Origin of the sequence: Sphingopyxis terrae subsp. terrae NBRC 15098 (assembly GCF_001598815.1) — a bacterium.
In the GTDB taxonomy this organism is placed as follows: domain Bacteria; phylum Pseudomonadota; class Alphaproteobacteria; order Sphingomonadales; family Sphingomonadaceae; genus Sphingopyxis; species Sphingopyxis terrae.
Genome location: NZ_BCZQ01000008.1, coordinates 146606 through 167866 on the forward strand (window position 1 = coordinate 146606; position 21261 = coordinate 167866).

Genomic DNA, 21261 nt, shown 5'->3' on the forward strand with positions numbered 1-21261 from the left:
AAGGCGTTCAGAAGGGGCTGATGATCGAGAAGAAACGCTGCAGCCAGCCCTGCTTGCTGGCGCGGGCGATCTCGCCCTTGCCGACGTAGCGGATCGTCGCGTTGGCGACGCGGGTCGACAGGACTCGGTTGTCGGGGCCGATGTCGATCGGCCGCACGAGGCCCGAGATCTGGACGCGCTCGTCGCCGCGGTTGAGCGTCAGCAGCTTTTCGCCGCGCACCAGCATCATCCCGTTGGGATAGACTTCGGCGACGGTGACGCTGATCTCGCCCGACAGCGCGTTGGACTGGGCGGCATCGCCCTTGCCCTTGAACTGCTGGTCGCCGCCCGCGCCGATGTCGCTGGGCGAAAAGAGCGACAGCGGACCGGTCGATGGCGGGGTCAGGCCGATGCTGCCGCCGCGCTGCGTCGTCGCGCTGTTGCTCTTGGTCGCCGCAGTGCGTTCGACGAGCTGGATCGTGACGATGTCGCCGACCCGGCCGGCGCGGCCGCCCGAGGTGAGCGGGGTATAGCCGCCCTGGAAAATGGCACCGTTGGGCGTCGGCGGCGGCGCGGGATCGACCGGCATCGCGACGGCAAAGGCGTCGGGTGCAACCTTGTCCTTCGCCAGCGCGGCGCCCGGTGCCAGCATGCCGAAGGGCAGCAGCAGCGCCGATGCGAGGAGCAGGGCCTTAGAGCGTTTGCGTGGCATTTTTCATCATCTCGTCGGTGGCCTGGATCATCTTCGAATTGACTTCGTAGGCGCGCTGCGTCTCGATCATGTCGACCAGTTCCTCGACGACATTGACGTTCGATCCTTCGAGCATGCCCGACCGCAGGATGCCGCGGCCTTCCTCGCCTGCGGCGCCGACCTGCGGTGCGCCCGAAGCGGCGGTTTCGACGAGCATATTGTCGCCGATCGCCTGCAGGCCCGACGGATTGACGAAGCGTGCGATTTCGATGCGGCCGAGCTCGGTCGCCTCGGCCTGGCCGGGAACGGTCGCCGAAACGGTGCCGTCGGCGCCTACCGACACGCCGGTCGCGCCTTCGGGAACCTGGATATTCGGCTGCAGCGGCTTGCCGTCGGGCGTGACGATCGTGCCGTCGGCCGACATGGTGAAATTGCCGGCGCGGGTATATCCGGTGCGGCCGTCGGGCAGCAGCACCTGAAAGAAGCCGGCGCCTTCGATCGCCATGTCGAGCGCATTGCCCGTGGCGTTGAGCGAACCCTGCGTATCGATGCGCGCGGTGCCACCCAGTTCGACGCCGGTGCCGAGGTTGAGGCCGGTCGCGTAGCGGTTTTCCGACGACGAGGGCGCACCCGGCTGGGTCATCATCTGATAGCCCAGCGTTTCGAAATTGGCGCGGTCGCGCTTGAAGCCCGTGGTGTTCACATTGGCGAGGTTGTTCGCGATCACCTGCATCCGGAAGCCTTGGGCATCCAGACCGGTCCGCGCGACGTGCAAGGCACCGAAGCTCATTGTCTATTCTCCTTAACGGGGGAGCTGCATCAGGTTCGCGGTCGCGCTGTCCATGTCGCGCGCGTCGCTGATGAGCTTGAGTTGCGAATCCCAGCTGCGGCTCGCCTCGATCATCTCGACGAGAGCGCTGGTAGCGGCGACGTTCGATCCCTCGAGCGACCGCGTGACGACGCGCGCTTCGGGATCGTCGGGCAGGATGCCGCCGCCCTTGACGCGGAAAAGATTGTCGAGCCCCTTGACGATGTCCGATCCCGTGGGGGTCGTCAGGCGCAGCCGGTCGACTTCCTGCGGGTTCTGCGGATCGCCGCCGGTGGGCACGACCCAGATGCGCCCTTCGCTGTCGATGCTGACCTTGTCGGCGGGCGGAATGGTAACCGGGCCCTGCGCCCCCTGGACGGGATGACCGTCGCCGGTGGTGAGCAACCCGCTCGCCGAAACCTGCAGATCGCCGCGGCGCGTATAGGCTTCTTCACCATTTTCGGCCTGCACGACGAGCAGCGCGTCGCCGGTCATCGCGACGTCGAGGTCGCGGCCGGTGGCGAACACCGCACCGGCGCGCATGTCGGCGCCGATCACTTCCTCCGACGACATGGCACGGGCATTGACGCCGCTGCCCTGCAGCCAGAGCGACTGCGCCTCTGCCATGTCGCCGCGAAAGCCGGGCGTCTGGGCATTGGCAAGATTGTTGGCGATCGCCGTCTGCCGGGCCTGGCTGCCCCGCATCGCGGTGAGGCTGGTGTAGATGAGACGGTCCATCTTCTGGCTCCCGGCAGACGGCTAATCGACGATTACGAACGCATGTTGATCAGGGTCTGCGTCAGCGTCGACGCGCCCTCGATCGCCTTCGCGTTCGCCTGGAAGTTGCGCTGGGCGGCGATCAGCAGCACCAGCTCTTCAGTGATGTCGACGTTCGAGCGTTCGAGCGCGCCCGAGCGGATCGTACCCATGGGGCCGTTGGTCGCGGCGTCGATCGTCGGCTGGCCGCTTTCGCCCGTCGACTGGTAATGCGCGTCGCCGACGGGGCGCAGCCCTTCCATCGAGGGGAAGCTCGCCATCGCGACCTTGCCGAGCACCTGGCCCTCGCCATTGGCGAAGGTCGCGGTAACGAGCCCGTCGAGGCCGACCGACACATTGACCAGCGCGGAGGTCGGATCCGACGGCGCGCCCGCGGGGAGCACGAAGTCGGTCATGCCGGCAAGCGTGCGGTCGGTGACATTGCCCGACGCATCGACCGGGAGCAGCTGCAGCTTCTGGCCGGTGGTGTCGACGATATGGCCGTCATCGGTCGGGGTGAAGGCGCCGTTGCGGGTGTAGGTCACCTGCTCGCGCGGCGGCTCGCCCTTGACGACGAACATGCCTTCGCCCGCGATCGCGAGGTCGAGCGTCTTTTCGCTCGCCTCGAGCGTACCCTGCGTGAACTGCTGGATGATGCCGTTAAGGCGCTGGCCCTGACCCGCGACCATGCGCGTCGACTGGGTCGGCGACGAAGCGAACAGATCGCCGAACTGGGCGCGGCTGCGCTTGAAGCCCGTCGAGCTGGCGTTGGCGATATTGTTCGAGATGACCGACATGTCGGTCTGGGCACCCTTGAGGCCCGAAAGCGAAGTATAGAATGACATGGACTTATCCTTCCTGCGTGGTCGATTGGGTGGCTGCGGCCGCCGCCGCGGCGGCGTCCTGGGCGGTCTTGATGTCCTGAAGCAGCGCGGTCTGCGCCGTGAGCTGGTCCGATATCGTCTTCAGCGTCGTGTTGGTTTCGGTGACGCCGGCCAGGCTGGAGAATTGCGCCATCTGCGCAACCATCTGCTGGTTGTCGACGGGGTTGAACGGATCCTGCTGCGACAGCTGGGCGGTCATCAGCCGCAGGAAATCCTGCTGGCCGAGCTGGGTGCCGCTGTTCTTCGGCACCACCGTGATATTGCTTCCGTTAACGGCAGAGGTGGTCGTCATGGCTTATTGTCCCAACCGCAGCGTTTCGTTGATCAGGCCCTTTGCGGTTTCGAGGACCTGGACATTGTTCTGATACTGGCGGGCGGTCTCGACCATCTCGACCAGTTCGGCGGCGCTATCGACCGCGGCTTCCCAGACGTTGCCGTCCTTGTCGGCGAGCGGGTTCGACGGGTCGTGCCGTTTCGACGGGGCCATCTTGCTGACCGTCACCTGGTCGACCGCGACGGTCGCGCGCCCCGCGCCGTCCATGACGGTGCGGAACACGGGCTTCAGCGAACGGAAGGCTTCCTTTTCGCTGCCCGCGACGGTGCCGGCGTTGGCAAGGTTCGATGCCGTTGTGTTGAGGCGGACGAGCTGCGCCGACATGGCGCGGCCGCTGATGTCGAAGATCGAGAGCGCGCTCATCGTCATTCGCCCTTCAGCGCGCGCGTCAGCGTGCCGATCCGGCCCTGCAGAAAGGACAGGCTCGAGCGGTAGGCGAGCGCGTTTTCGGCAAAGGCGGTCTGTTCGGTCGCCATTTCGACGGTGTTGCCGTCGAGCGAAGCCTGCACGGGCACGCGGTAGGCGATGGCGCCTTCGATCGCGCCGTCGGTCGATGCGCCCTGCTGGGCCAAGTCGAGCGCCTTGGTAAAATCAAGGTCGCGCGCCTTGTAATTGGGGGTCGCGGCGTTGGCGATGTTCGACGCGAGCATCATCATGCGCTGGCTGCGCAGCTGGAGCGCTGTCGCATGCAGGCCAAAGAGCTTCTCGGATGCCATCATCACTTTCCTTCGCAAGCCACCTTTCGGTAGCGGGCCTTCGCTTGCCGCCATCAAGTGGCGGGCTTCGATCCGTCGCCCCGCCTCGCTGCCGGCGGTCCGGCGCAGGGGCGCGATGAATCACCAAGGCATGATGCAATCGCCGTGCCAAATTGCATTATCGCTTGTTTTTCAGTGCTCTGGGGCAATGCGGCGGCGGGAGCAGGCCCCGCCCGCCAGGCGCTCGTCAAAAGATTGACGGCGACCGGCGCGCAGGCCGCAAATTCGGCGGTTGCCCGCGATTGGCACGCATCCTGCACCGTGATCGGCGACAAAGGACCAGCAAAGGAGATTGGGTCATGTATCGCAGGACGATCGCCGCCCTCGCCGCCGGCATCGCGATGGCGCCCGCCGCAACCGCGCAGCAGGCGACCGAGGATTGGCAGACCATCGACACGCTGACCGCGATGGTCGCAAATGCGATGGGACGCACCGCGACGCCGATCGACCGGCGCATCAAGCTGGCGCGCTGCCCCGAACAGGCATCGATCACCGCGATCGACAGCCAGACGCTCGCGGTGCGCTGCGAATCGCTTGGCTGGCGCTTGCGCGTGCCGATGGCGGCGCAGGCCGGCGCGGCGACCCCCGCGGTCTTCGCCCGCTCCGCCCCGGCTGCCGCGCCGGTCATCCGACGCGGCGACAATGTCCGCGTCTCGATCGACACCGACAGCTTTTCGGTAAGCTACAACGCCATCGCGACCGAAGACGGCCGCGTCGGCGAAACGATCGCCCTGCGCGGCAATGACGCGAAAAACATGATCAGTGCCACCGTCACCGGTCCAGGGCGCGCAAGCCTTCAAGACTGATTTTCAAATAGTTAAGCCCCACTGGCCCGGTGGCTGTCGATTTTTCGACGCCGCCGGGCCTCTTTTTTTAATTTTTTGGCAACCCGCCCCTTAAAGCGCCGCCCCACTCGCCGTTAAAGGCTCTGAAGCAGTGCCGTCGATTTTCCGACGGTGCATGTATGGAGGCTAAAGATGGCAGGTGACGACAAACTCGTCCTGCAGGTCGGCGGTGTCACGCGAGCGACACCCGTGCGCAGGACGGCAAGCGGTTCGACCGCTTCGGCGAACCAGCGCGCGACGGCCCAGCCCGCTCCGACGGCGATGCCCGTCGCGCGGCTGATCAGCCTTGCCAACGAAATGGCCGCGCAGGAGCCGCCGGTGGATTATGCCCGTATCGCATCGCTGCGCGCCGCGATTGCCAGCGGCGAATATAGCGTCGATCCCGTGGCAATCGCCAAATCGATGGCACTTTTCCACAGCACGGGCGGCAATTCGTGATGATCGAACAGATGCATGAGGTGCAGGCCAAGCTCGACCTGCTTGTCGGCGCGCTCGACGGCCATGATGCCGGGGCGATCGTGTCGGCGACCGAGGATCTGGCAACGGCGGTCATCCTGTTTCGCGGCGCCGGCGTTCCGGCGGGCAGCGAAATGCAGGCCCGGGCGCTGATCGGCAAGACGCTGGGCCAGCTCGAAGCGGCCGCGATCCGCATCAATGTCCTGAAGAACTGGACGCGTCAGAGGATTGACATGAACCATGCAATCCGCGGCACGCAACCGCGAGGTCCCGCTTTAACCTATTGATAAGCAAGATTTTCGGGGATTTTCCCGAAAATGGCACGATGATTGCTTCTCTTCTGCTGAAACAGCGGAACAGAGGCAATGAACGCAATCAACAACCCCCAGGCAGCGAACCGGATCGCCGCACCCGTCATGGATGCGGTGCAGACGGCGTCGGCGCGCACGGGGGTCGATTTCGACTATCTGGTCGATGTCGCCCGCGTCGAAAGCCGCTTCAATCCCGGCGCCAAGGCCGCAACATCGTCGGCGCGCGGCCTCTATCAGTTCACCAATCAGACCTGGCTCGCGACGCTCGAGCGCCACGGCGCCAATCACGGGCTCGCCTGGGCCGCCGACGCGATCCGCCGCGATGGCGCGGGCCGCCTGTCGGTCAGCGATCCGGCGCTGCGCGACCAGATCATGGCGCTACGCGACGATCCCTTTGCCGCATCGAACATGGCGGCGGCGCTGACCGCCGATAATCGCGAATTCCTCGAAAGCCGGATGGGCCGCACCGCCGAACCGGTCGATCTCTACCTCGCGCATTTCCTCGGCAGCGCCGGGGCCGCGCGCTTTCTGACCGCGCTCGACGCGAACCCCGACCAGCCGGGCGCCACGCTGCTGCCCGAAGCCGCGGCGGCGAACCGTCCGATCTTTTACACCCCCGACGGCAGCATGCGCAGCGTCGGCGAGATCCGCGATCTGTTCCGCGCCAAGCTCGACGCCGGTGGCGGCGCACCGCTGCCCGCCGCGGCAGCGCCCGTTTCGACATGGCGCAGCGCCGCAACCAGTTTTTCGGGCGAAGCCGCCGGACGGCCGCCGCTACCGATGATGGATATTCAACCCATGCCCAGGAAATTGTCGATGGATTTTGCCGCCAGTGCCTATCAGCGGCTCGCTTCGCTGTCGGGAGGCACCGCATGACCGGGCTCGACGTCCGCAATGCGGCGCGCTTCGCGACTGCCGCGGCACTGCCCGCGGCGATGCTGATTCTCGTCGCGCTGATGGTGATCCCCGTCACTCCGATCATCCTCGACATCAGCTTCATCGGCAATATCATGATCAGCCTCGCGATCCTGATGGTCGCGCTGTCGGCGTCGAAGCCACTCGACTTCTCGGCTTTCCCGACCGTCTTGCTGCTCGCGACGCTGTTCCGTCTCGCCCTCAACGTCGCCTCGACGCGCGTCGTGCTGGTCCACGGCCATGAAGGCACGTCGGCGGCGGGCCATGTGATCGAAGCGTTCGGCCAGGTGCTGATCGGGGGCGATTATGTCGTCGGCCTGTTCGTCTTCGGCGTGCTGATGATCATCAACCTTGTCGTCATCACCAAGGGCGCGGGACGCGTGTCCGAAGTGTCGGCGCGCTTCACCCTCGACGCCCTGCCCGGCAAGCAGATGGCGATCGACGCCGATCTCAACGCTGGCCTGCTGACCCCCGACGAAGCCAAGGCGCGGCGTCAGGAAGTCGCCACCGAGGCCGATTTCTACGGCTCGATGGACGGTGCGTCGAAATTCGTGAAGGGCGACGCGGTCGCCGGCCTGCTCATCCTGTTCGTCAATATCGTCGGCGGCTTGATCCTGGGCATGTTCAGCCACGGCCTGTCCTTCTCGCAGGCGGGCAGCACCTATGTCACGCTGGCGATCGGCGACGCGCTCGTCGCCCAGATTCCGGCGTTGCTGCTCTCGATCGCGGCCGCCGCCATCGTCACGCGCGTGTCGTCGCCCCACAACCTGTCGGGCCAGATCGGCAGCCAGTTCGCCTCCCCTCATGTATGGATGGCGGTCGGCGGTATCCTGTTCATCCTCGGCCTTGTCCCCGCAATGCCGCAGATGCTGATCCTGCCTGCTGCGGCGCTGGCCTTCACCATCGGCTGGCAACTCCGGCGCGCGGCGGCCGAAGTCGCTGCCCAGCCCGAACCCGCGGCCCCGGCGCCCGACCCGCATCATATCGAGTGGGCGGATGTCAGCGACATCGGCCCGTGCCAGCTCGAAATCGGCTATGCGCTCGTCAGCCTGGTCGACGAACGCAAGGGCGCGCCGCTGATGACTCGGATCACCGGTATCCGGCGCCAGTTGTCGAAGGAACTCGGCTTCGTCGTGCCGCCGGTGAAGGTCGCCGACGACCTGTCGCTGCCCGGCAACGTCTATCGCATCTCGATCGCCGGGGTGATCGTCGGCGAGGACGAGGTCTTCCCGAACGAAATGCTCGCGCTCGATTCGGGCGAACTGGTGACCAAGGTGACGGGCCGCCCCTGCAAGGATCCGACCTTCGGCCTCGACGCGCTGTGGATTCCCAAAAGCGCGCAGAATGACGCGATCGCGGCGGGCTATACCGTCGTCGATCCCGCCACGGTCGTCGCGACGCACCTCAACAACAGCATCATCGCTTCGGCCGCCGAACTGTTCGGCATCGACGATGCCCAGTCGCTGATCGACAATCTCAAGACCCATTATCCGCAGCTTGCGGCGAACCTCAGCCCGCAGGGCTATGCGCTGCCGCGCGTCGCCGCGCTGTGCAAGGCGCTGCTCATCGAGCGCGTGCCGCTGCGCGACTTCCGCAAGATTGCGGAGGCTATGGTGGCGCTCGTCGGCCAGCAGCTTGGCGATGGCGACCTGATCGAAGCGGTGCGCCAGCGCATCGGCGCGCTGATCGTCCAGACGATCGTGCCGAGCCGCATGCCGCTGCCTGTCGTGACCTTCACCCCCGATATCGAAGTGCTGCTCAATCAGGCGGTGCGCGCAAATCCGGGCGCCGAATGGCCGTTCGAACATGGCATGGCGATGAAGATCGTCGAACAGATCGGCCAGGCGGTCGAGCCGCTGCTGCTCCAGACGCGTAGCTTCGCGCTCGTCGCCTCCCCCATCTGTCGCCCGGCGCTGTCGCGGCTGGTGCGCGCGACATTCCCCGATGTTGCGGTGATCTCCTACCTCGAAATCCCGGCGACCAAGGCAACCGAAATCGTCGCGACGATCGGTGCCGATCAACCGCGGCTGACCAGCGGCGAAGAAGCCTATCAGAAGGACGAGCCCCATGAAAATTGAGCCCGCCGAGCAATTTGCGGGAAAGACCGCGCACGCCCTGCGGCCGCAAGGCTATGGCGAGAATGTCGAGGCGCTGATCGCCGAACATGCGCCGCTCGTGCGCAAGATCGCCTGGCAGGTTCATTCGCGCGTGTCGCGGACGAGCGATCTTGAGGATGTGATCCAAGTCGGGCTGATCGCGCTGATCGAAGCGAGCCGTACCTATGAAGAGCGCGGCTTCGCCTTTACCACCTACGCATCGACGCGCATTCGCGGCGCAATGATCGACCAGCAGCGGCGCGAGGCCGACGTCGGCCGCGCCGCGATGGCGGCCGCCAAGCGGCTCGCGGCGACGCGCGCCGCGCTCGAACAACAGCTGATGCGCGCGCCGGGCGCCGCCGAAATGGCCGAAGCGATGGGGATGAGCGCCGATGAATATTTCGAGTTCGAACGCAGCGCAACGCACGGCCGCTCGACCTCGCTCGACGAAATGATGAACGAAGGCGATTTCCTGTTCGCCGACGACCGGCTCGGCGCCGGCGAGCTGCTCGAACAGGAAGGAATGCTCGACGCGCTGCGCGCCTGCATCGGGCGCCTGTCGGACCGCGAACAGATGGTCCTGCAGCTCTATTTCTTCGAAGAGCTCAATCTGCAGGAGATCGGGCTGACGCTCGACGTCAGCGCGGCGCGGGTCTGCCAGATCAAGCGCGACGCGATGGCCAGGATCGACCGCATGATGCGGGAAATGACCGAATGACGCGAACGGCCGGATGCGGCGGCGACCAGCAGAAGCCGCATCCGGCCGCGCCGGTCAACCTGCGCGATTGCTCCGCAACGCCAGGCCGACCTTCTCGAAATAGCTGGCCATCCGCTCGGTCCCCGCGTCGGTCAGGCGGACGATGGTCCGGCGGCGGTCGCGTTCGTCGATCGACCGCTTGACGAGCCCCATCGCCTCGAGCGAGGCGATCATCCGCAGCCCCGACGACAGCGGCACGCCGGCGCCGGTGGCAAGATCGCTCGCGCTCAGGATGCGGCCATTGGCATTGGCGAGCATCAGATCGAGCATCATGTCCCACGTCGGACCCGACATCTGCGCGCTGCCGAAATGATGGCGCCGCATACGGCGGGCCTGGATGCTGAACGACAATTGGTCGACCAGCCGCGGCGCCGCCACGTCGCCGCTCGGTTCGAGCTCGACGCGTGCCGGCACCGCCGGCTCGTCGCCGCCGCGCGCGGCGAGCAGCTCGTGAATTTCGTCGATACGCGATTTCAGATCGGCAATTTCTTGGTTGGAAAATTGCTGCATGTGATGGGACCCCTGGTGCGCCTTCAGGCGCTACACACCGACACCACCCCTCCGTCTGGTCGAACCCGATGCGTACAGTATGACGAACAAGATCGGGTAAGAGATATACATTGAAAGCAGCGCGTACGGACGCGCCAATATCTCCGAAAACATCAGCTTCTGGACATGGCCGAAAATGGCGATCAACTGCCATCCGGTGATCCAATAGGGCCAGAAACGCTGCGTTTTCAATGCGATGAACCAAAAGCTCGCGAGCGCGACCAAGTCTATCGCAAAGATATTATATTCAATATGCGACCAATCCGGATTGGGTGCGAGGAGGGTGGTGCACACCGACGCGAGCAGGGCCGTATAGGCGGCCCAGCGCTCGAGGGGACCGCCGCGCCACATCGCGACGGCCACCGTGGTCAGCAGAACCGCATAATAGCCCGCTACGGTCCACATGTGGTTCGTCCACCCCCGCTCTTGAACTTACGACGCTTTGGCGAGCGGCAGATGCGCCACCGCGGCATCGCCGTGATCGTTGCTGCCGTCCTCGACCAGCGTTGCCGCCGGCGGCTTGACGCCCGCACCGAACATGCGCGTGCCGAGACCGACCTGCTTTTGCGTGACGCTGAGCGCGAGATGCGCGTCGGTCAGCAGCTGACGGACTTCGCCGGCCGCGGCAAGCGCCTGCGCAACCTTTGCCATCGCTTCCTGGCCGACGATCGCCGACATATTGGTATCGCGCCGTGCGGTGGGCAGCGTCGCGGCGAGGCGCGCGATGCTGATCATCGTATCGTCGATCGCATCTTCGGCCTGATGGAGGTCCGAGGCGATCTTCTTGGCGGCAGACATGCGTTCATTCAGCATAATCCTGGTCCTTGTATACGAATGCCGACGGAATCCCCCCCGCAGCATTCAGGTCAACACACGACCAAGACCGACAAGGATCGAATAGAGGGCGGAAAAAGCCAAAATGGTCGCAAATGCGATCAGGATTGGCCAGATAATCCTTTCCATCAACCCGTGCCGGTTGGCCGACTGGGACGCGGTAGGAAATGGCGAACCGATATCAAAAAGCCGCCGGACCGAACTGCGCCCCACACCGGCTTCATCGGCGGGCGCCTCGTCGCCTAGGCTGATCAATTGATATCTCAATGGCTGATAGGGAGTAACTTGGTCGAATACACCGTTACGTGCTAAAATCGTCGCAGCCTCTATCCTGTTGGATGCATTGAGTTTTTTCAAAGCGCGCCGCACACGCTCATCGACCGTGTGCGGGGATACATCCATAATGCGAGCAATCTCTTTGGAATTTTTGTGCTCAAAAACCAGCCGCAGCGTTTCGATTTGCGCGGCCGAAAGGAGACTGATGTAATTGTCTGGGTCACCCTGCACGCACAAGGGCATAGAGGATCATGATTCGAAATCAAGTTACGAGGGGCGCGATAGGCGTATCATCCTTCGTCACCGGAGCGTCCGAGACGCGAATTTCCGGGGTTCCGCGGCGCCGCTTCATGCCGCCAGAGCGGAAGCTCTCGCTATTTCCAAATGCCGCGCATTCGGCTAGGCGAACGGCGTGACCGACTGTGCATCCTGCGTCGTGCGGAACCGCGCGATCTGTGCGAGCCTCAATCCCGAGGAGCTGTTGCTGCTCGGCAAGATGGGGCGCAAGCAGCGTGTCAAGGCGGGCCAGACGCTGCTCTGGGAAGGCGACGACGCACCGGTGGTCGCCAATGTCCTCGAAGGCGTGCTCAAACTGGTCGTCGCGACCGCCGACGGGCGCGAGCAGATCGTCGGCATCGTCTTTCCATCGGATTTCATCGGCCGCCCGTTCGGCAAGGAAAGCCCGTACAGCGTCACCGCGATGACCGATGCCGAAGTCTGCATCTTCAACCGCAACGCCTTCGACGAATTTGCGGGCAGCCATCCCGACCTGCAACAGAAGCTCTTGCGCCGCACGCTCGACGAACTCGACCGGGCGCGGCACTGGATGATGCTGCTCGGTCGCAAATCGGCGTCGGAAAAGGTCGCCTCCTTCCTCCTCGAAATGTCCGAACGGCTTTCGGGGCAGGGATGCCAGGTCGGCGGCACGCGTAACGGTTTCGAGTTACCCTTCGGACGCCAGCAAATCGCCGACATATTGGGGCTGACGATCGAAACGACGAGCCGTCAGCTCACCCGGATGCGCTCCGACGGTCTTCTAGACCTCCCCTCGCGCCGCGAGATCGTGATTACCGATCGCGACGCGATGGAAGCGATGGCGGGATAGCCGGCGGCGTCGGCGACACACCCCCACCACCCGGCGGGGACATGTCGCCGATCAGCGCCGCGCGCCGCTTCAGAAGCGGAACGCCACCCCCGCGCTGATCACCCACGGGTCGAGCTTGTGCTTGGTCTGCAGCACTTCGGTCGTACCCGCATACCAGGTCGCGGTCGGACGCAGGAAATAGCGCTTCGCATCGAACGAGACCGCCAGCCCCTTGTCATTCACGGGAATATCGATCCCGGCCTGCACCGCGGCGCCGAACTTGTCGTTGATCTTCTGCCGCGTCGCGCCCAGTCCGCGCGTCGTCACGCCCGGCTTTTCGTCGATGAAGAAGAAATAGCTCGGGCCGGCGCCGACATAGGGCTGAATCCCGCCGTCGCGGCCGAAATGATATTTCAGCGTCAGCGTCGCGGGGATGATCTTGACGTCGGACACCAGCTCGGCACCCGCCAGCGCCCCGGCGCCATCGACGTCGTGCTGGGTCACGCCGGCAATGGTTTCGAGCGAGACATTGTCGGTGACGAAATATTCGACCGCGATCGTCGGCGTGACATTGTCGTTCGCCTTGCTCTGCGTCCCGGCCGGCAGGCTGAGGCCGTCATATTTCACGTCGGTGATCTTGCCGTCGGGCGCGACGAGGGTCGCGAGCAGCTTCACCTGAACGTCCCCGGCCTTGGCCTGGGCCTGGCCCGGAACCACCATCGCAGCGGCCAGAGCGGCGAGGGAGAGATAATGCGTCTTCATGTCGTGACTCCTTGCGTTGACGAGCGCCTCCCTGCGCTTGCCCGCCGCACCGCGCATTGATGGAACGCAAAAAATTGCTTGATCCTGGTCAATGTTTTGGCCACCGTCCCCGTCCATGAGCGGTTCCCAGCCGTGCGGTCGAAGGGACCGCGCCAAGCAGGGACAAGCATTATGGACGGTGTGGTATTGAAAGCGGGCGGCTGGCTGGGCCTCGCCCTTCTCGCGCTCGTGATGGCGGCGCTCGCGGTCGATGCGCCCTTTGCGGTGCATATGGGGATCGTCGCGGTCGCCTGCCTCGCCGTCCTGTGGGCCACCGTCTCGCGCGCCGATTTCGACGGCATCGCGCGCGGCATATTGAAAATGCCCGCGGACGAAGGCGTCTATGACGACGACCCGATCCGCTGGGGGGTGATCGCGACGATCTTCTGGGGCGCCGCGGGTCTTATCGCGGGCCTTTATATCGCGCTCCAGCTTGCCTATCCCGCGCTTAACCTGGGGTTTGAATATACGACCTTCGGACGGCTGCGCCCGCTGCACACCTCGGGCGTGGTTTTTGCTTTCGGCGGCAATGCGCTGATCGCGACCAGCTTCTATGTCGTCCAGCGCACCTGCCGCGCGCGGCTCGCCTTTCCGGGCGCCGCCCGCTTCGTCTTCTGGGGCTATCAGCTTTTTCTGGTGCTCGCAGCCACCGGCTATCTGATGGGCGTCACCGAAGCGCGCGAATATGCCGAACCCGAATGGTATGTCGATCTGTGGCTGACCATCGTATGGGTCGTCTATTTTGTCGTGTTCGTCGGCACGATCGTCAAACGCCGCGAGCCGCATATCTATGTCGCCAACTGGTTTTACCTCAGCTTCATCATCACCATCGCGATGCTCCACATCGTCAACAATCTGTCGGTGCCGGCAACGATCTTCGGGTCAAAAAGCTATTCGGCTTTCGCGGGGGTGCAGGATGCGCTGACGCAATGGTGGTACGGGCACAATGCGGTCGCCTTCTTCCTGACCGTACCCTTCCTTGCGATGATGTATTATTTCGTCCCCAAGCAGGCCGAACGGCCGATCTACAGCTATCGCCTGTCGATCATCCACTTCTGGTCGCTGATCTTCCTCTATATCTGGGCGGGTCCGCACCATCTGCACTATACCGCGCTGCCCGATTGGGCGCAGACGCTGGGCATGGTCTTTTCGGTTGTGCTGTGGATGCCGAGTTGGGGCGGCATGATCAACGGGCTGATGACGCTGAACGGCGCATGGGACAAGATCCGCACCGATCCGATCATCCGCATGATGGTGATCGCCCTCGCCTTCTATGGCATGGCGACCTTCGAGGGGCCGATGCTCTCGATCAAGGCGGTCAACTCGCTCAGCCATTATACAGAATGGACGATCGCGCACGTCCATGCCGGCGCGCTGGGCTGGAACGGCATGATCACCTTTGCCGCAGTCTATTATCTGGTGCCGCGCCTGTGGGGACGGCCGCGCCTCTATTCGCTGCGCATGGTCAACTGGCACTTCTGGCTCGCGACACTGGGGATCGTCTTCTACGCCGCCTCGATGTGGGTCGCCGGGATCATGCAGGGTCTGATGTGGCGCGAATATGGCGCCGACGGCTACCTCGTCTACAGCTTTGCCGAAACCGTCGCGGCGATGCACCCGATGTATCTGATCCGCGCTGCCGGCGGGGCGATGTATCTCGCCGGCTTTGTCCTGCTGATCGTCAACGTCTGGGCGACGATTGCTGGCAAGGTCCGCGAAGAGAAGCCGATGACCGAGACCCCCTATAACGCCGCCGCGGACCGCCCGCTGGCGCCCGTTCCCGCCGAATAAGGAGCCTCCAGGCCATGGCCACCCAATCCACCGAAAAGCGCTTCAGCCACAAGAAGCTCGAACGCAATATCACCCTGCTTGGCTTTTTTTCGCTCGTCGCCGTGGCGATCGGCGGCATCGTCGAGATCGCGCCGCTGTTCTGGATCGACAATACCGTCGAAAAGGTCGACGGCATGCGGCCCTATACTCCGCTCGAACTCGCCGGCCGCAACATCTATATCCGCGAGGGCTGCTACCTTTGTCACAGCCAGATGATCCGACCCTTCCGCGACGAGGTCGAACGCTATGGCCACTACAGCCTGGCGGCGGAAAGCATGTACGACCATCCCTTCCAATGGGGGTCGAAACGCACCGGCCCCGACCTGGCGCGCGTCGGCGGCCGCTATTCGGACGAATGGCATCGCGCGCACTTGATCGATCCGCGCAGCGTCGTGCCCGAATCGATCATGCCGCCCTATGCCTTCCTTGCCGAAAACGACCTTCGGACCGACGATCTGCGCAACGACCTGACCGCGCTCTATCGCGTCGGCGTTCCCTATACCAAGGAGGATATCGCCAAGGCCAACGAGGATTTGAAGGCACAGGTCGATCCCGCGTCGGCCGCCGATCTCCAGAAACGCTATCCCAAGGCACAGGTCCGCGATTTCGACGGCGATCCCGCGCGTCTTACCGAAATGGACGCGCTGATCGCCTACCTCCAGATGCTCGGAACGCTCGTCGACGTCGACAAGGCGGCGCCGCAGGAACAGGCGCACGCCGCCGACATCGCGCAGGAGAAAGCGCGATGACCTATGACGAGATACGGCATTTCGCCGATAGCTGGGGCTTGATCGTCATGGTGGCGATGTTCCTCCTCTTCATCGCCTGGCCGTTCCGCAAGGGAGCCGCCCGCCACCATGACGAAGCAGCGAACATGATCTTCAAGGAAGACGACAATGGCCGAAGATAAGCGCATCGACGAAGTGACGGGCACAGCCACCTCCGGTCACGAATGGGATGGCATCGAGGAACTCGATACGCCGATGCCGCGGTGGTGGCTGTGGTCACTCTATGCGACGATCATCTGGGGGATCGTCTATGTGATCCTCTATCCCGCCTGGCCGATGATCCGCAGCGCGACCGAGGGCACACTCGGCTGGAGCAGCCGCGGCCAGCTCGAAAAGGAACTCGCCGCCGAGGCGCAGCGGCGGGCGCCGATCGTCAATGCGATCGCCGCCACCCCGATCGCCGAACTACCCGCCCGACCGCAACTGATGCAGGCGGCGATCCAGGGCGGGGGCGCGGCGTTCCGCGTCCATTGCGTCCAATGCCATGGCGCCGGCGGTGCCGGTGTAAAGAAGCTCTATCCCAATCTGACCGACGACGACTGGCTGTGGGGCGGCGACCTCGCCGCGATCCACTATACGATCACCAACGGCATCCGGAATCCCGACGTGAAGACGACGCGGATCAGCCAGATGCCCGCTTTCGGCCGCGACGGCATCCTCGACGCCAGGCAGATCGACGATCTGGTCAGCCATGTGCGCGTCATCAGCCGTCAGGAAAAGCCCAGCGCCTCGTCGGCGCGCGGCGCGGCGCTCTTCTCGGCCAATTGCGCGGTCTGTCACGGCGCGGGCGGGGAAGGCGGCCGCAGCGTCGGCGCGCCCAAGCTGACCGACGCCATCTGGCTCTATGGCGGCGATCGCGCCAGCCTGACCGCGACGATCAACCAGCCGCGCAACGGCGTGATGCCGCACTGGGGCGAACGGCTCGACCCGGTGACGATCAAGATGCTCGCCGCCTATGTCTATTCGCTGGGCGGCGGCGAAAAGGCACCGGCGCCCGCGGCGGTCGCCGCAGCCGCCCCGGAAGGACAGGGAGCCGATGGCCAGCCCTGACGATCTGACCGGCGGCAAGACGTCGCTCTACGCCGCCCGGAAGGCCGTCTATCCCAAGCGGGTGGACGGCCGCTTCCGCCGGCTGAAATGGGCGATCATGGCGGTGACGCTGGCGATCTATTACGGGACGCCGTGGATCCGCTGGGACCGCGGCCCCTATGCACCCGACCAGGCGGTGCTCGTCGATCTTGCGCACCGGCGCTTCTACATGTTCCAGATCGAAATCTGGCCGCACGAATTCTATTATGTCGCCGGGCTGCTCATCATGGCGGGGATCGGCCTGTTTCTGGTGACGAGCGCGGTCGGCCGCGCCTGGTGCGGCTATGCCTGTCCGCAGACCGTATGGACCGACCTGTTCCAGCATGTCGACCGGCTGGTCGATGGCGATCGCAACGCGCAGATCCGTCTCGCGCAGGGGCCGTGGACCGCCGAGAAGATCGGCAAGCGCGCACTCAAATATGCGATTTACCTGACCATCGCCTTCTGGACCGGCGGCGCATGGATCATGTATTTCGCCGATGCGCCGACGCTGACGCATGACTTCTGGACCGGCCAGGCAGCGCCAGTCGCCTATGGCACCGTTGCGGTGCTGACCGCGACGACCTTCGTCCTCGGCGGCTTCATGCGCGAACAGGTGTGCATCTACATGTGCCCCTGGCCGCGTATCCAGACCGCGATGATGGACGAAAAGTCGCTGCTCGTGACCTATCGCGAGTGGCGCGGCGAACCGCGCGGCAGCACCAAGAAGGCGATGGCGCACCCCGGCGCCTTCGGCGACTGCATCGATTGCAACCAATGCGTTGCGGTCTGCCCCACCGGCATCGACATCCGCGAAGGGCCGCAGATCGGCTGCATCACCTGCGCGCTGTGCATCGACGCCTGCGACGGGGTGATGGCGCAGGTCGGCCGTCCGCGCGGCCTGATCGACTATTGCACGCTCGAGGATGTCGCGGCGGAAAAGGCCGGCGGCACGGCGCGCCCCGTGCGCAAGACGCTGTTTCGCCCGCGTACGATCATCTATTTTTCGATCTGGTGCGCGATCGGCGCCGCCATGCTGTTCACGCTGGGCCAGCGCACGCGGCTCGACCTCGCCGTCCAGCACGAGCGCAGCCCGCTCTACGTCCAGCTTTCGGACGGCCATATCCGCAACAATTACACGCTCAAGCTGCGCAACATGGAAACGCGCCCGCGCGCGGTCGAGGTTACGGTCAGCGGGCTCAAGGATGCGGCGCTGTGGACCGAGGAGGGCTCGCGCGACAAGGCGGCACAGCGGATCACGCTGACGCTCGCACCCGACAGCGTCACCCGCGTCAAGCTGTTCGTCGCCGCCCCCGCCGCGGGCGCGGCGCGGCAGGATTTCACCATCGCGACGCGCGGCCTCGACGGCGATCCGCGCGGCGACAGCGAAACCATCCAGTTCGACCGGCCGCCGGCCGACAATCAGGAGCCCGGACAATGAGCAAGGCGCGCCGCTTTACCGGTTGGCACATGACGACGATCCTCGTCGCCTTCTTCGCGGTCGTCATCACCGTGAACATCGTCATGGCGCGCTTTGCCCTCTCGACCTTCGGCGGCACGGTGGTCGAAAACAGCTATATCGCGAGCCAGCACTACAACGAATGGCTCGCCCGCGCCGCCGCGCAGGACCGGCTGGGCTGGGACAAGAGCGCCACGCTCGATGCCGACCGCCACATCGAACTCGCCGTCCGCAGTCAGGGCAAGCCGCTCGACGGGCTGGCGACGACCGCGACGCTCAGCCACCCGCTCGGCCAGTTGCCGGCGCGCGCGGTGCATTTCGCGCCGGCAGCGGACGGCCGCCTGATCTCGCGCGAAACGGTGCCGGCAGGCCGCTGGCGGCTCGACCTTTCGGTCCGGCACGGCGCCGACGAGGCCCGCTACCAGATCGATCTGCAATGAGCGTTGCCACCGCCTCGCCACTGGTCGAGCGCGACTTCGCGGTTCCCGATATCCGCTGCGCGGGCTGCATCTCGAAGCTTGAACAAGGGCTGGTCTGCGACCGGCGCATCGCTTCGGCGCGCGTGAACTTCACCGAAAAGCGCGTCCATATCGCCTGCACCCCCGACGCCGAGACGCCCGATCTGGTTGGCGCCTTCGCGCTGCTTGGGTTCGAGGCGCATCCGATCGGCGACGCCCCCGGCGAAGGCGATCCCGAAGCGGCGAGCAGCCGCGAATTGCTGCGTGCGGTGGCCGTCGCGGGCTTCGCGATGATGAACGTCATGCTGCTGTCGGTATCGGTCTGGTCGGGCGCCGAGGGCGCGACACGCGACCTGTTTCACTGGCTGTCGGCGGCGATCGCGCTGCCGACCGTCGCCTATTCGGGGCGCCCCTTCTTCCGCTCGGCATGGCGCGCGCTGCGCCACGGCGGGACCAATATGGACGTGCCGATCAGCATCGGCGTCGTCATCACCAGCGCGCTCAGCGTCTACGAAACCGCAACGCACGGCCAGCACGCCTATTTCGACGGCGTCGTCATGCTCCTCTTCTTCCTGCTCTGCGGACGCTGGCTCGACAGCGTGATGCGCGACCGCGCCCGCGGCGGCGTTACCGCTCTGCTCCGCAACATGGGCACCGGCGCGACGGTGCTGCGCGGCGAAGGCAGCGGCCATTGGGTCGATGCGACCGCGCTTCAGCCGGGCATGGTGATGCTGGTCGCCGCCGGCGAACGGCTCGCCGCCGACGGGGTGATCGTCGCGGGGTCGAGCCAGATCGACCTGTCGCTGCTCACCGGCGAAAGCGCGCCGCAGGCGGTGCATGTCGACGACCATGTCCACGCGGGCACACTCAACCTCGATGCGCCGATCCGCGTCCGCATCACCGCCGCGGGCGCCGACACCGCCATCGCGGATATCGCACGACTGATGGGCGAGGCGGCGCAGGGCAAGTCGCGCTATGTCCGCATCGCCGATCGCGCCGCACGCTTCTATGCGCCCGCGGTCCACACGCTCGCGCTGCTCGCATTCACGGGCTGGATGATCGCGGGCGCAGGCTGGCATCATAGCCTCCTGATCGCGGTCGCGGTGCTCATCATCACCTGCCCCTGCGCACTCGGCCTTGCGGTTCCGGCGGCGCAGATCGTCGCAGCGGGGGCGCTGATGCGGGTCGGTGTGCTGATCAAGGACGGCTCGGCGCTCGAACGCATGGCCGAGGTCGACCGGGCGCTGATCGACAAGACGGGGACGCTGACGCTCGGCCGGCCGGTCGCCACCGACCTCGACGCCGTCGATCCCGCCCATCGCCCGCTGCTCCTCGCGTTGGCGCAGGCCAGTCGCCACCCGCTCAGCGAAGCGCTGACGCGCGGTCTGTCGGCGCTCGGCGTGGTACCCGAAGCGGTCCAGACTATACGGGAAACGCCAGGCTTCGGGGTCGCGGCGGACTGGCATGGTCACAAGGTCACGCTCGGCCGCCCGCAAAGCCCGGCGGCGGGCACCGGGCTGGCCACCGAACTCGCCATCGACGGCGATCCGCTGGCGACGCTCCACTTCGCCGATCAGCTTCGTCCCGACGCGCGCGCCGCAATCGACGCGCTGGCGGCCGAGGGAATCGACGCGACGATCCTGTCGGGCGATCGGGCCGAGGCGGTGGCACCCGTCGCCCGCGAACTCGGCATCACCGCCCAGACCGGCATGACGCCGCAGGACAAGCTCGCCGCGATCGCCCGCCATGCGGGCGCCGGACACCGGGTGCTGATGATCGGCGACGGCCTCAACGACGGCCCGGCGCTGGCCGCCGGTCATGCCTCTATGGCGCCGGGATCGGCAAGCGACGCGGGCAAGAATGCCGCCGACTGCATCTTCCTCGGCGACCGGCTGACGCCGGTGGTGCAGACGGTGCGCATGGCGCGCCGGACGCAGCGGATCGTGAAGCAGAATTTCGCGCTCGCCATCGGCTATAATATCATCGCGGTGCCGCTCGCCATCTTCGGCCACGTAACCCCGTTGATCGCGGCCATCGCGATGTCGGGTTCGTCGCTGATCGTGGTGGGCAACGCGCTGCGCCTGAAGGCGGCGATCCGGTGAACGGCCTGCTTTTCCTGATCCCGATCGCGCTCGGGCTGGGACTGCTCGGTCTTGCGGCTTTCTTCTGGTCGCTGCGCCACGGCCAGTTCGACGATCTCGACGGCGCGGCCTTGCGCATCTTCGTCGAGGATGAAGAGGATGCCGCGCCATGATCCTGCGCCCGCTCGCCTCGCTCGCCGCCGCCACCGGACTCGCCTTCGCGCCGCTTGCCAGCGATGCGCAGATCTTGCTGCTTCCCGCATGCGGCGGCGGGACGCATCTGCTCGTCATTCCCGGCGCCCCGGACAAGCCCGGCGACCACCTCTGTTCGAAGCCCTGCCATGCCGTGACCGAGCGGCGCAGCAAGCCGACCGACGACAAAAAGGGTTGTTGCTGACATGGCCGCCGCCGCTTTGACCTTGGTCAATGCGGCAAAGACCGGCTGC

The 21261-nt window shown here is 65.4% G+C and carries 28 protein-coding genes; 16 read left to right on the top strand and 12 right to left on the bottom strand.

Translation table 11 applies throughout. The features are described 5' to 3' along the window. Window positions 1-7: 7 nt before the first annotated feature. The 7 genes from STE01S_RS06565 to flgB are packed head-to-tail and all read right to left on the bottom strand — an operon-like array spanning window position 8 to window position 4171. Entirely contained in the window at window positions 8-691 is a 684-nt protein-coding gene (locus STE01S_RS06565) for a flagellar basal body L-ring protein FlgH (protein ID WP_058812240.1), read from the bottom strand. Continuing rightward, entirely contained in the window at window positions 672-1460 is a 789-nt protein-coding gene (flgG, locus tag STE01S_RS06570) for a flagellar basal-body rod protein FlgG (protein WP_003041483.1), read from the bottom strand. The genes STE01S_RS06565 and flgG overlap by 20 nt, the downstream gene beginning before the upstream one ends. A 12-nt stretch (window positions 1461-1472) precedes the next feature. Continuing rightward, window positions 1473-2216, bottom strand: coding sequence for a flagellar basal-body rod protein FlgF (gene flgF, locus STE01S_RS06575; RefSeq protein ID WP_003041486.1), 744 nt, complete (start codon window positions 2214-2216; stop codon window positions 1473-1475). A 32-nt stretch (window positions 2217-2248) separates the two neighbouring features. Continuing rightward, window positions 2249-3079: a flagellar hook-basal body complex protein gene (locus STE01S_RS06580; protein ID WP_003041489.1), complete on the bottom strand. Its 831-nt coding sequence runs from the start codon at window positions 3077-3079 to the stop codon at window positions 2249-2251. Window positions 3080-3083: 4 nt separating this feature from the next. Further along, window positions 3084-3410: a flagellar hook assembly protein FlgD gene (locus STE01S_RS06585; protein ID WP_003041492.1), complete on the bottom strand. Its 327-nt coding sequence runs from the start codon at window positions 3408-3410 to the stop codon at window positions 3084-3086. Window positions 3411-3413: 3 nt separating this feature from the next. Next, entirely contained in the window at window positions 3414-3821 is a 408-nt protein-coding gene (flgC, locus tag STE01S_RS06590) for a flagellar basal body rod protein FlgC (protein ID WP_003041494.1), read from the bottom strand. Beyond that, window positions 3818-4171, bottom strand: coding sequence for a flagellar basal body rod protein FlgB (gene flgB, locus STE01S_RS06595; RefSeq protein ID WP_062766137.1), 354 nt, complete (start codon window positions 4169-4171; stop codon window positions 3818-3820). Before flgB ends, flgC begins: the two co-directional genes overlap by 4 nt. A 335-nt stretch (window positions 4172-4506) precedes the next feature. Here flgB and STE01S_RS06600 point away from each other — a divergent pair, with 335 nt between their 5' ends. The 6 genes from STE01S_RS06600 to STE01S_RS06625 all read left to right on the top strand — a co-directional run bounded on the left by STE01S_RS06600 (window position 4507) and on the right by STE01S_RS06625 (window position 9548). Then, window positions 4507-5013, top strand: a complete 507-nt coding sequence (locus tag STE01S_RS06600) for a flagella basal body P-ring formation protein FlgA (protein WP_062766140.1) — start codon at window positions 4507-4509, stop codon at window positions 5011-5013. 171 nt (window positions 5014-5184) lie between these two features. After that, the gene (gene flgM, locus STE01S_RS06605) at window positions 5185-5490 is read left to right on the top strand and encodes a flagellar biosynthesis anti-sigma factor FlgM (protein WP_003041503.1); all 306 of its coding nucleotides are present in this window, start codon (window positions 5185-5187) and stop codon (window positions 5488-5490) included. Further along, window positions 5490-5795, top strand: a complete 306-nt coding sequence (locus tag STE01S_RS06610) for a hypothetical protein (RefSeq protein WP_058812243.1) — start codon at window positions 5490-5492, stop codon at window positions 5793-5795. Before flgM ends, STE01S_RS06610 begins: the two co-directional genes overlap by 1 nt. Window positions 5796-5873: 78 nt before the next feature. Further along, the gene (locus STE01S_RS06615; protein WP_003041511.1) at window positions 5874-6695 is read left to right on the top strand and encodes a transglycosylase SLT domain-containing protein; all 822 of its coding nucleotides are present in this window, start codon (window positions 5874-5876) and stop codon (window positions 6693-6695) included. Further along, complete coding sequence (gene flhA / locus STE01S_RS06620; protein WP_058812245.1) at window positions 6692-8812, top strand: flagellar biosynthesis protein FlhA; 2121 nt, start codon at window positions 6692-6694, stop codon at window positions 8810-8812. Before STE01S_RS06615 ends, flhA begins: the two co-directional genes overlap by 4 nt. Then, entirely contained in the window at window positions 8802-9548 is a 747-nt protein-coding gene (locus tag STE01S_RS06625) for a sigma-70 family RNA polymerase sigma factor (protein ID WP_062766143.1), read from the top strand. The genes flhA and STE01S_RS06625 overlap by 11 nt, the downstream gene beginning before the upstream one ends. Window positions 9549-9602: 54 nt before the next feature. Here the strand turns inward: STE01S_RS06625 and STE01S_RS06630 are convergent, their stop codons facing one another. From STE01S_RS06630 to STE01S_RS06645, 4 genes are read right to left on the bottom strand one after another with little or no spacing between them, the layout of a single operon-like run. Next, window positions 9603-10097: a MarR family winged helix-turn-helix transcriptional regulator gene (locus tag STE01S_RS06630; protein ID WP_062766146.1), complete on the bottom strand. Its 495-nt coding sequence runs from the start codon at window positions 10095-10097 to the stop codon at window positions 9603-9605. Window positions 10098-10127: 30 nt separating this feature from the next. Then, complete coding sequence (locus tag STE01S_RS06635) at window positions 10128-10541, bottom strand: hypothetical protein (protein WP_003041525.1); 414 nt, start codon at window positions 10539-10541, stop codon at window positions 10128-10130. 27 nt (window positions 10542-10568) lie between these two features. Beyond that, the gene (locus STE01S_RS06640) at window positions 10569-10949 is read right to left on the bottom strand and encodes a hypothetical protein (protein ID WP_003041528.1); all 381 of its coding nucleotides are present in this window, start codon (window positions 10947-10949) and stop codon (window positions 10569-10571) included. A 48-nt stretch (window positions 10950-10997) separates the two neighbouring features. Beyond that, window positions 10998-11477 carry a response regulator transcription factor gene (locus STE01S_RS06645; protein ID WP_255265897.1) on the bottom strand — a complete coding sequence of 160 codons (480 nt, stop codon included), beginning with the start codon at window positions 11475-11477 and terminating at the stop codon, window positions 10998-11000. 181 nt (window positions 11478-11658) lie between these two features. Here STE01S_RS06645 and STE01S_RS06650 point away from each other — a divergent pair, with 181 nt between their 5' ends. Next, the gene (locus tag STE01S_RS06650; protein WP_062766152.1) at window positions 11659-12351 is read left to right on the top strand and encodes a Crp/Fnr family transcriptional regulator; all 693 of its coding nucleotides are present in this window, start codon (window positions 11659-11661) and stop codon (window positions 12349-12351) included. Between the two features lie 69 nt (window positions 12352-12420). Here STE01S_RS06650 and STE01S_RS06655 read toward each other — a convergent pair whose 3' ends face one another. After that, the gene (locus STE01S_RS06655) at window positions 12421-13092 is read right to left on the bottom strand and encodes an OmpW/AlkL family protein (RefSeq protein ID WP_003041537.1); all 672 of its coding nucleotides are present in this window, start codon (window positions 13090-13092) and stop codon (window positions 12421-12423) included. Between the two features lie 171 nt (window positions 13093-13263). On the opposite strand from STE01S_RS06655, the gene ccoN reads away from it, so the two are divergent. The 9 genes from ccoN to STE01S_RS06700 are packed head-to-tail and all read left to right on the top strand — an operon-like array spanning window position 13264 to window position 21212. Further along, window positions 13264-14922 carry a cytochrome-c oxidase, cbb3-type subunit I gene (ccoN, locus tag STE01S_RS06660; protein WP_003041542.1) on the top strand — a complete coding sequence of 553 codons (1659 nt, stop codon included), beginning with the start codon at window positions 13264-13266 and terminating at the stop codon, window positions 14920-14922. Between the two features lie 14 nt (window positions 14923-14936). Next, complete coding sequence (ccoO, locus tag STE01S_RS06665; RefSeq protein ID WP_003041545.1) at window positions 14937-15710, top strand: cytochrome-c oxidase, cbb3-type subunit II; 774 nt, start codon at window positions 14937-14939, stop codon at window positions 15708-15710. Beyond that, window positions 15707-15871 (top strand): cbb3-type cytochrome c oxidase subunit 3, encoded by a 165-nt coding sequence (locus STE01S_RS06670; protein ID WP_003041548.1) that lies wholly within the window; start codon window positions 15707-15709, stop codon window positions 15869-15871. Before ccoO ends, STE01S_RS06670 begins: the two co-directional genes overlap by 4 nt. Continuing rightward, entirely contained in the window at window positions 15858-16799 is a 942-nt protein-coding gene (ccoP, locus tag STE01S_RS06675) for a cytochrome-c oxidase, cbb3-type subunit III (protein WP_003041550.1), read from the top strand. Before STE01S_RS06670 ends, ccoP begins: the two co-directional genes overlap by 14 nt. Beyond that, window positions 16786-18258 carry a cytochrome c oxidase accessory protein CcoG gene (gene ccoG / locus STE01S_RS06680; RefSeq protein ID WP_062766155.1) on the top strand — a complete coding sequence of 491 codons (1473 nt, stop codon included), beginning with the start codon at window positions 16786-16788 and terminating at the stop codon, window positions 18256-18258. Before ccoP ends, ccoG begins: the two co-directional genes overlap by 14 nt. Beyond that, window positions 18255-18716, top strand: a complete 462-nt coding sequence (locus STE01S_RS06685; RefSeq protein ID WP_062766158.1) for a FixH family protein — start codon at window positions 18255-18257, stop codon at window positions 18714-18716. Before ccoG ends, STE01S_RS06685 begins: the two co-directional genes overlap by 4 nt. Further along, entirely contained in the window at window positions 18713-20836 is a 2124-nt protein-coding gene (locus STE01S_RS06690) for a heavy metal translocating P-type ATPase (protein ID WP_062766161.1), read from the top strand. Before STE01S_RS06685 ends, STE01S_RS06690 begins: the two co-directional genes overlap by 4 nt. Then, entirely contained in the window at window positions 20833-20988 is a 156-nt protein-coding gene (gene ccoS, locus STE01S_RS06695; RefSeq protein ID WP_058812252.1) for a cbb3-type cytochrome oxidase assembly protein CcoS, read from the top strand. The genes STE01S_RS06690 and ccoS overlap by 4 nt, the downstream gene beginning before the upstream one ends. Further along, window positions 20985-21212 (top strand): hypothetical protein, encoded by a 228-nt coding sequence (locus STE01S_RS06700; RefSeq protein ID WP_062766164.1) that lies wholly within the window; start codon window positions 20985-20987, stop codon window positions 21210-21212. The genes ccoS and STE01S_RS06700 overlap by 4 nt, the downstream gene beginning before the upstream one ends. Window positions 21213-21261 lie beyond the last annotated feature (49 nt).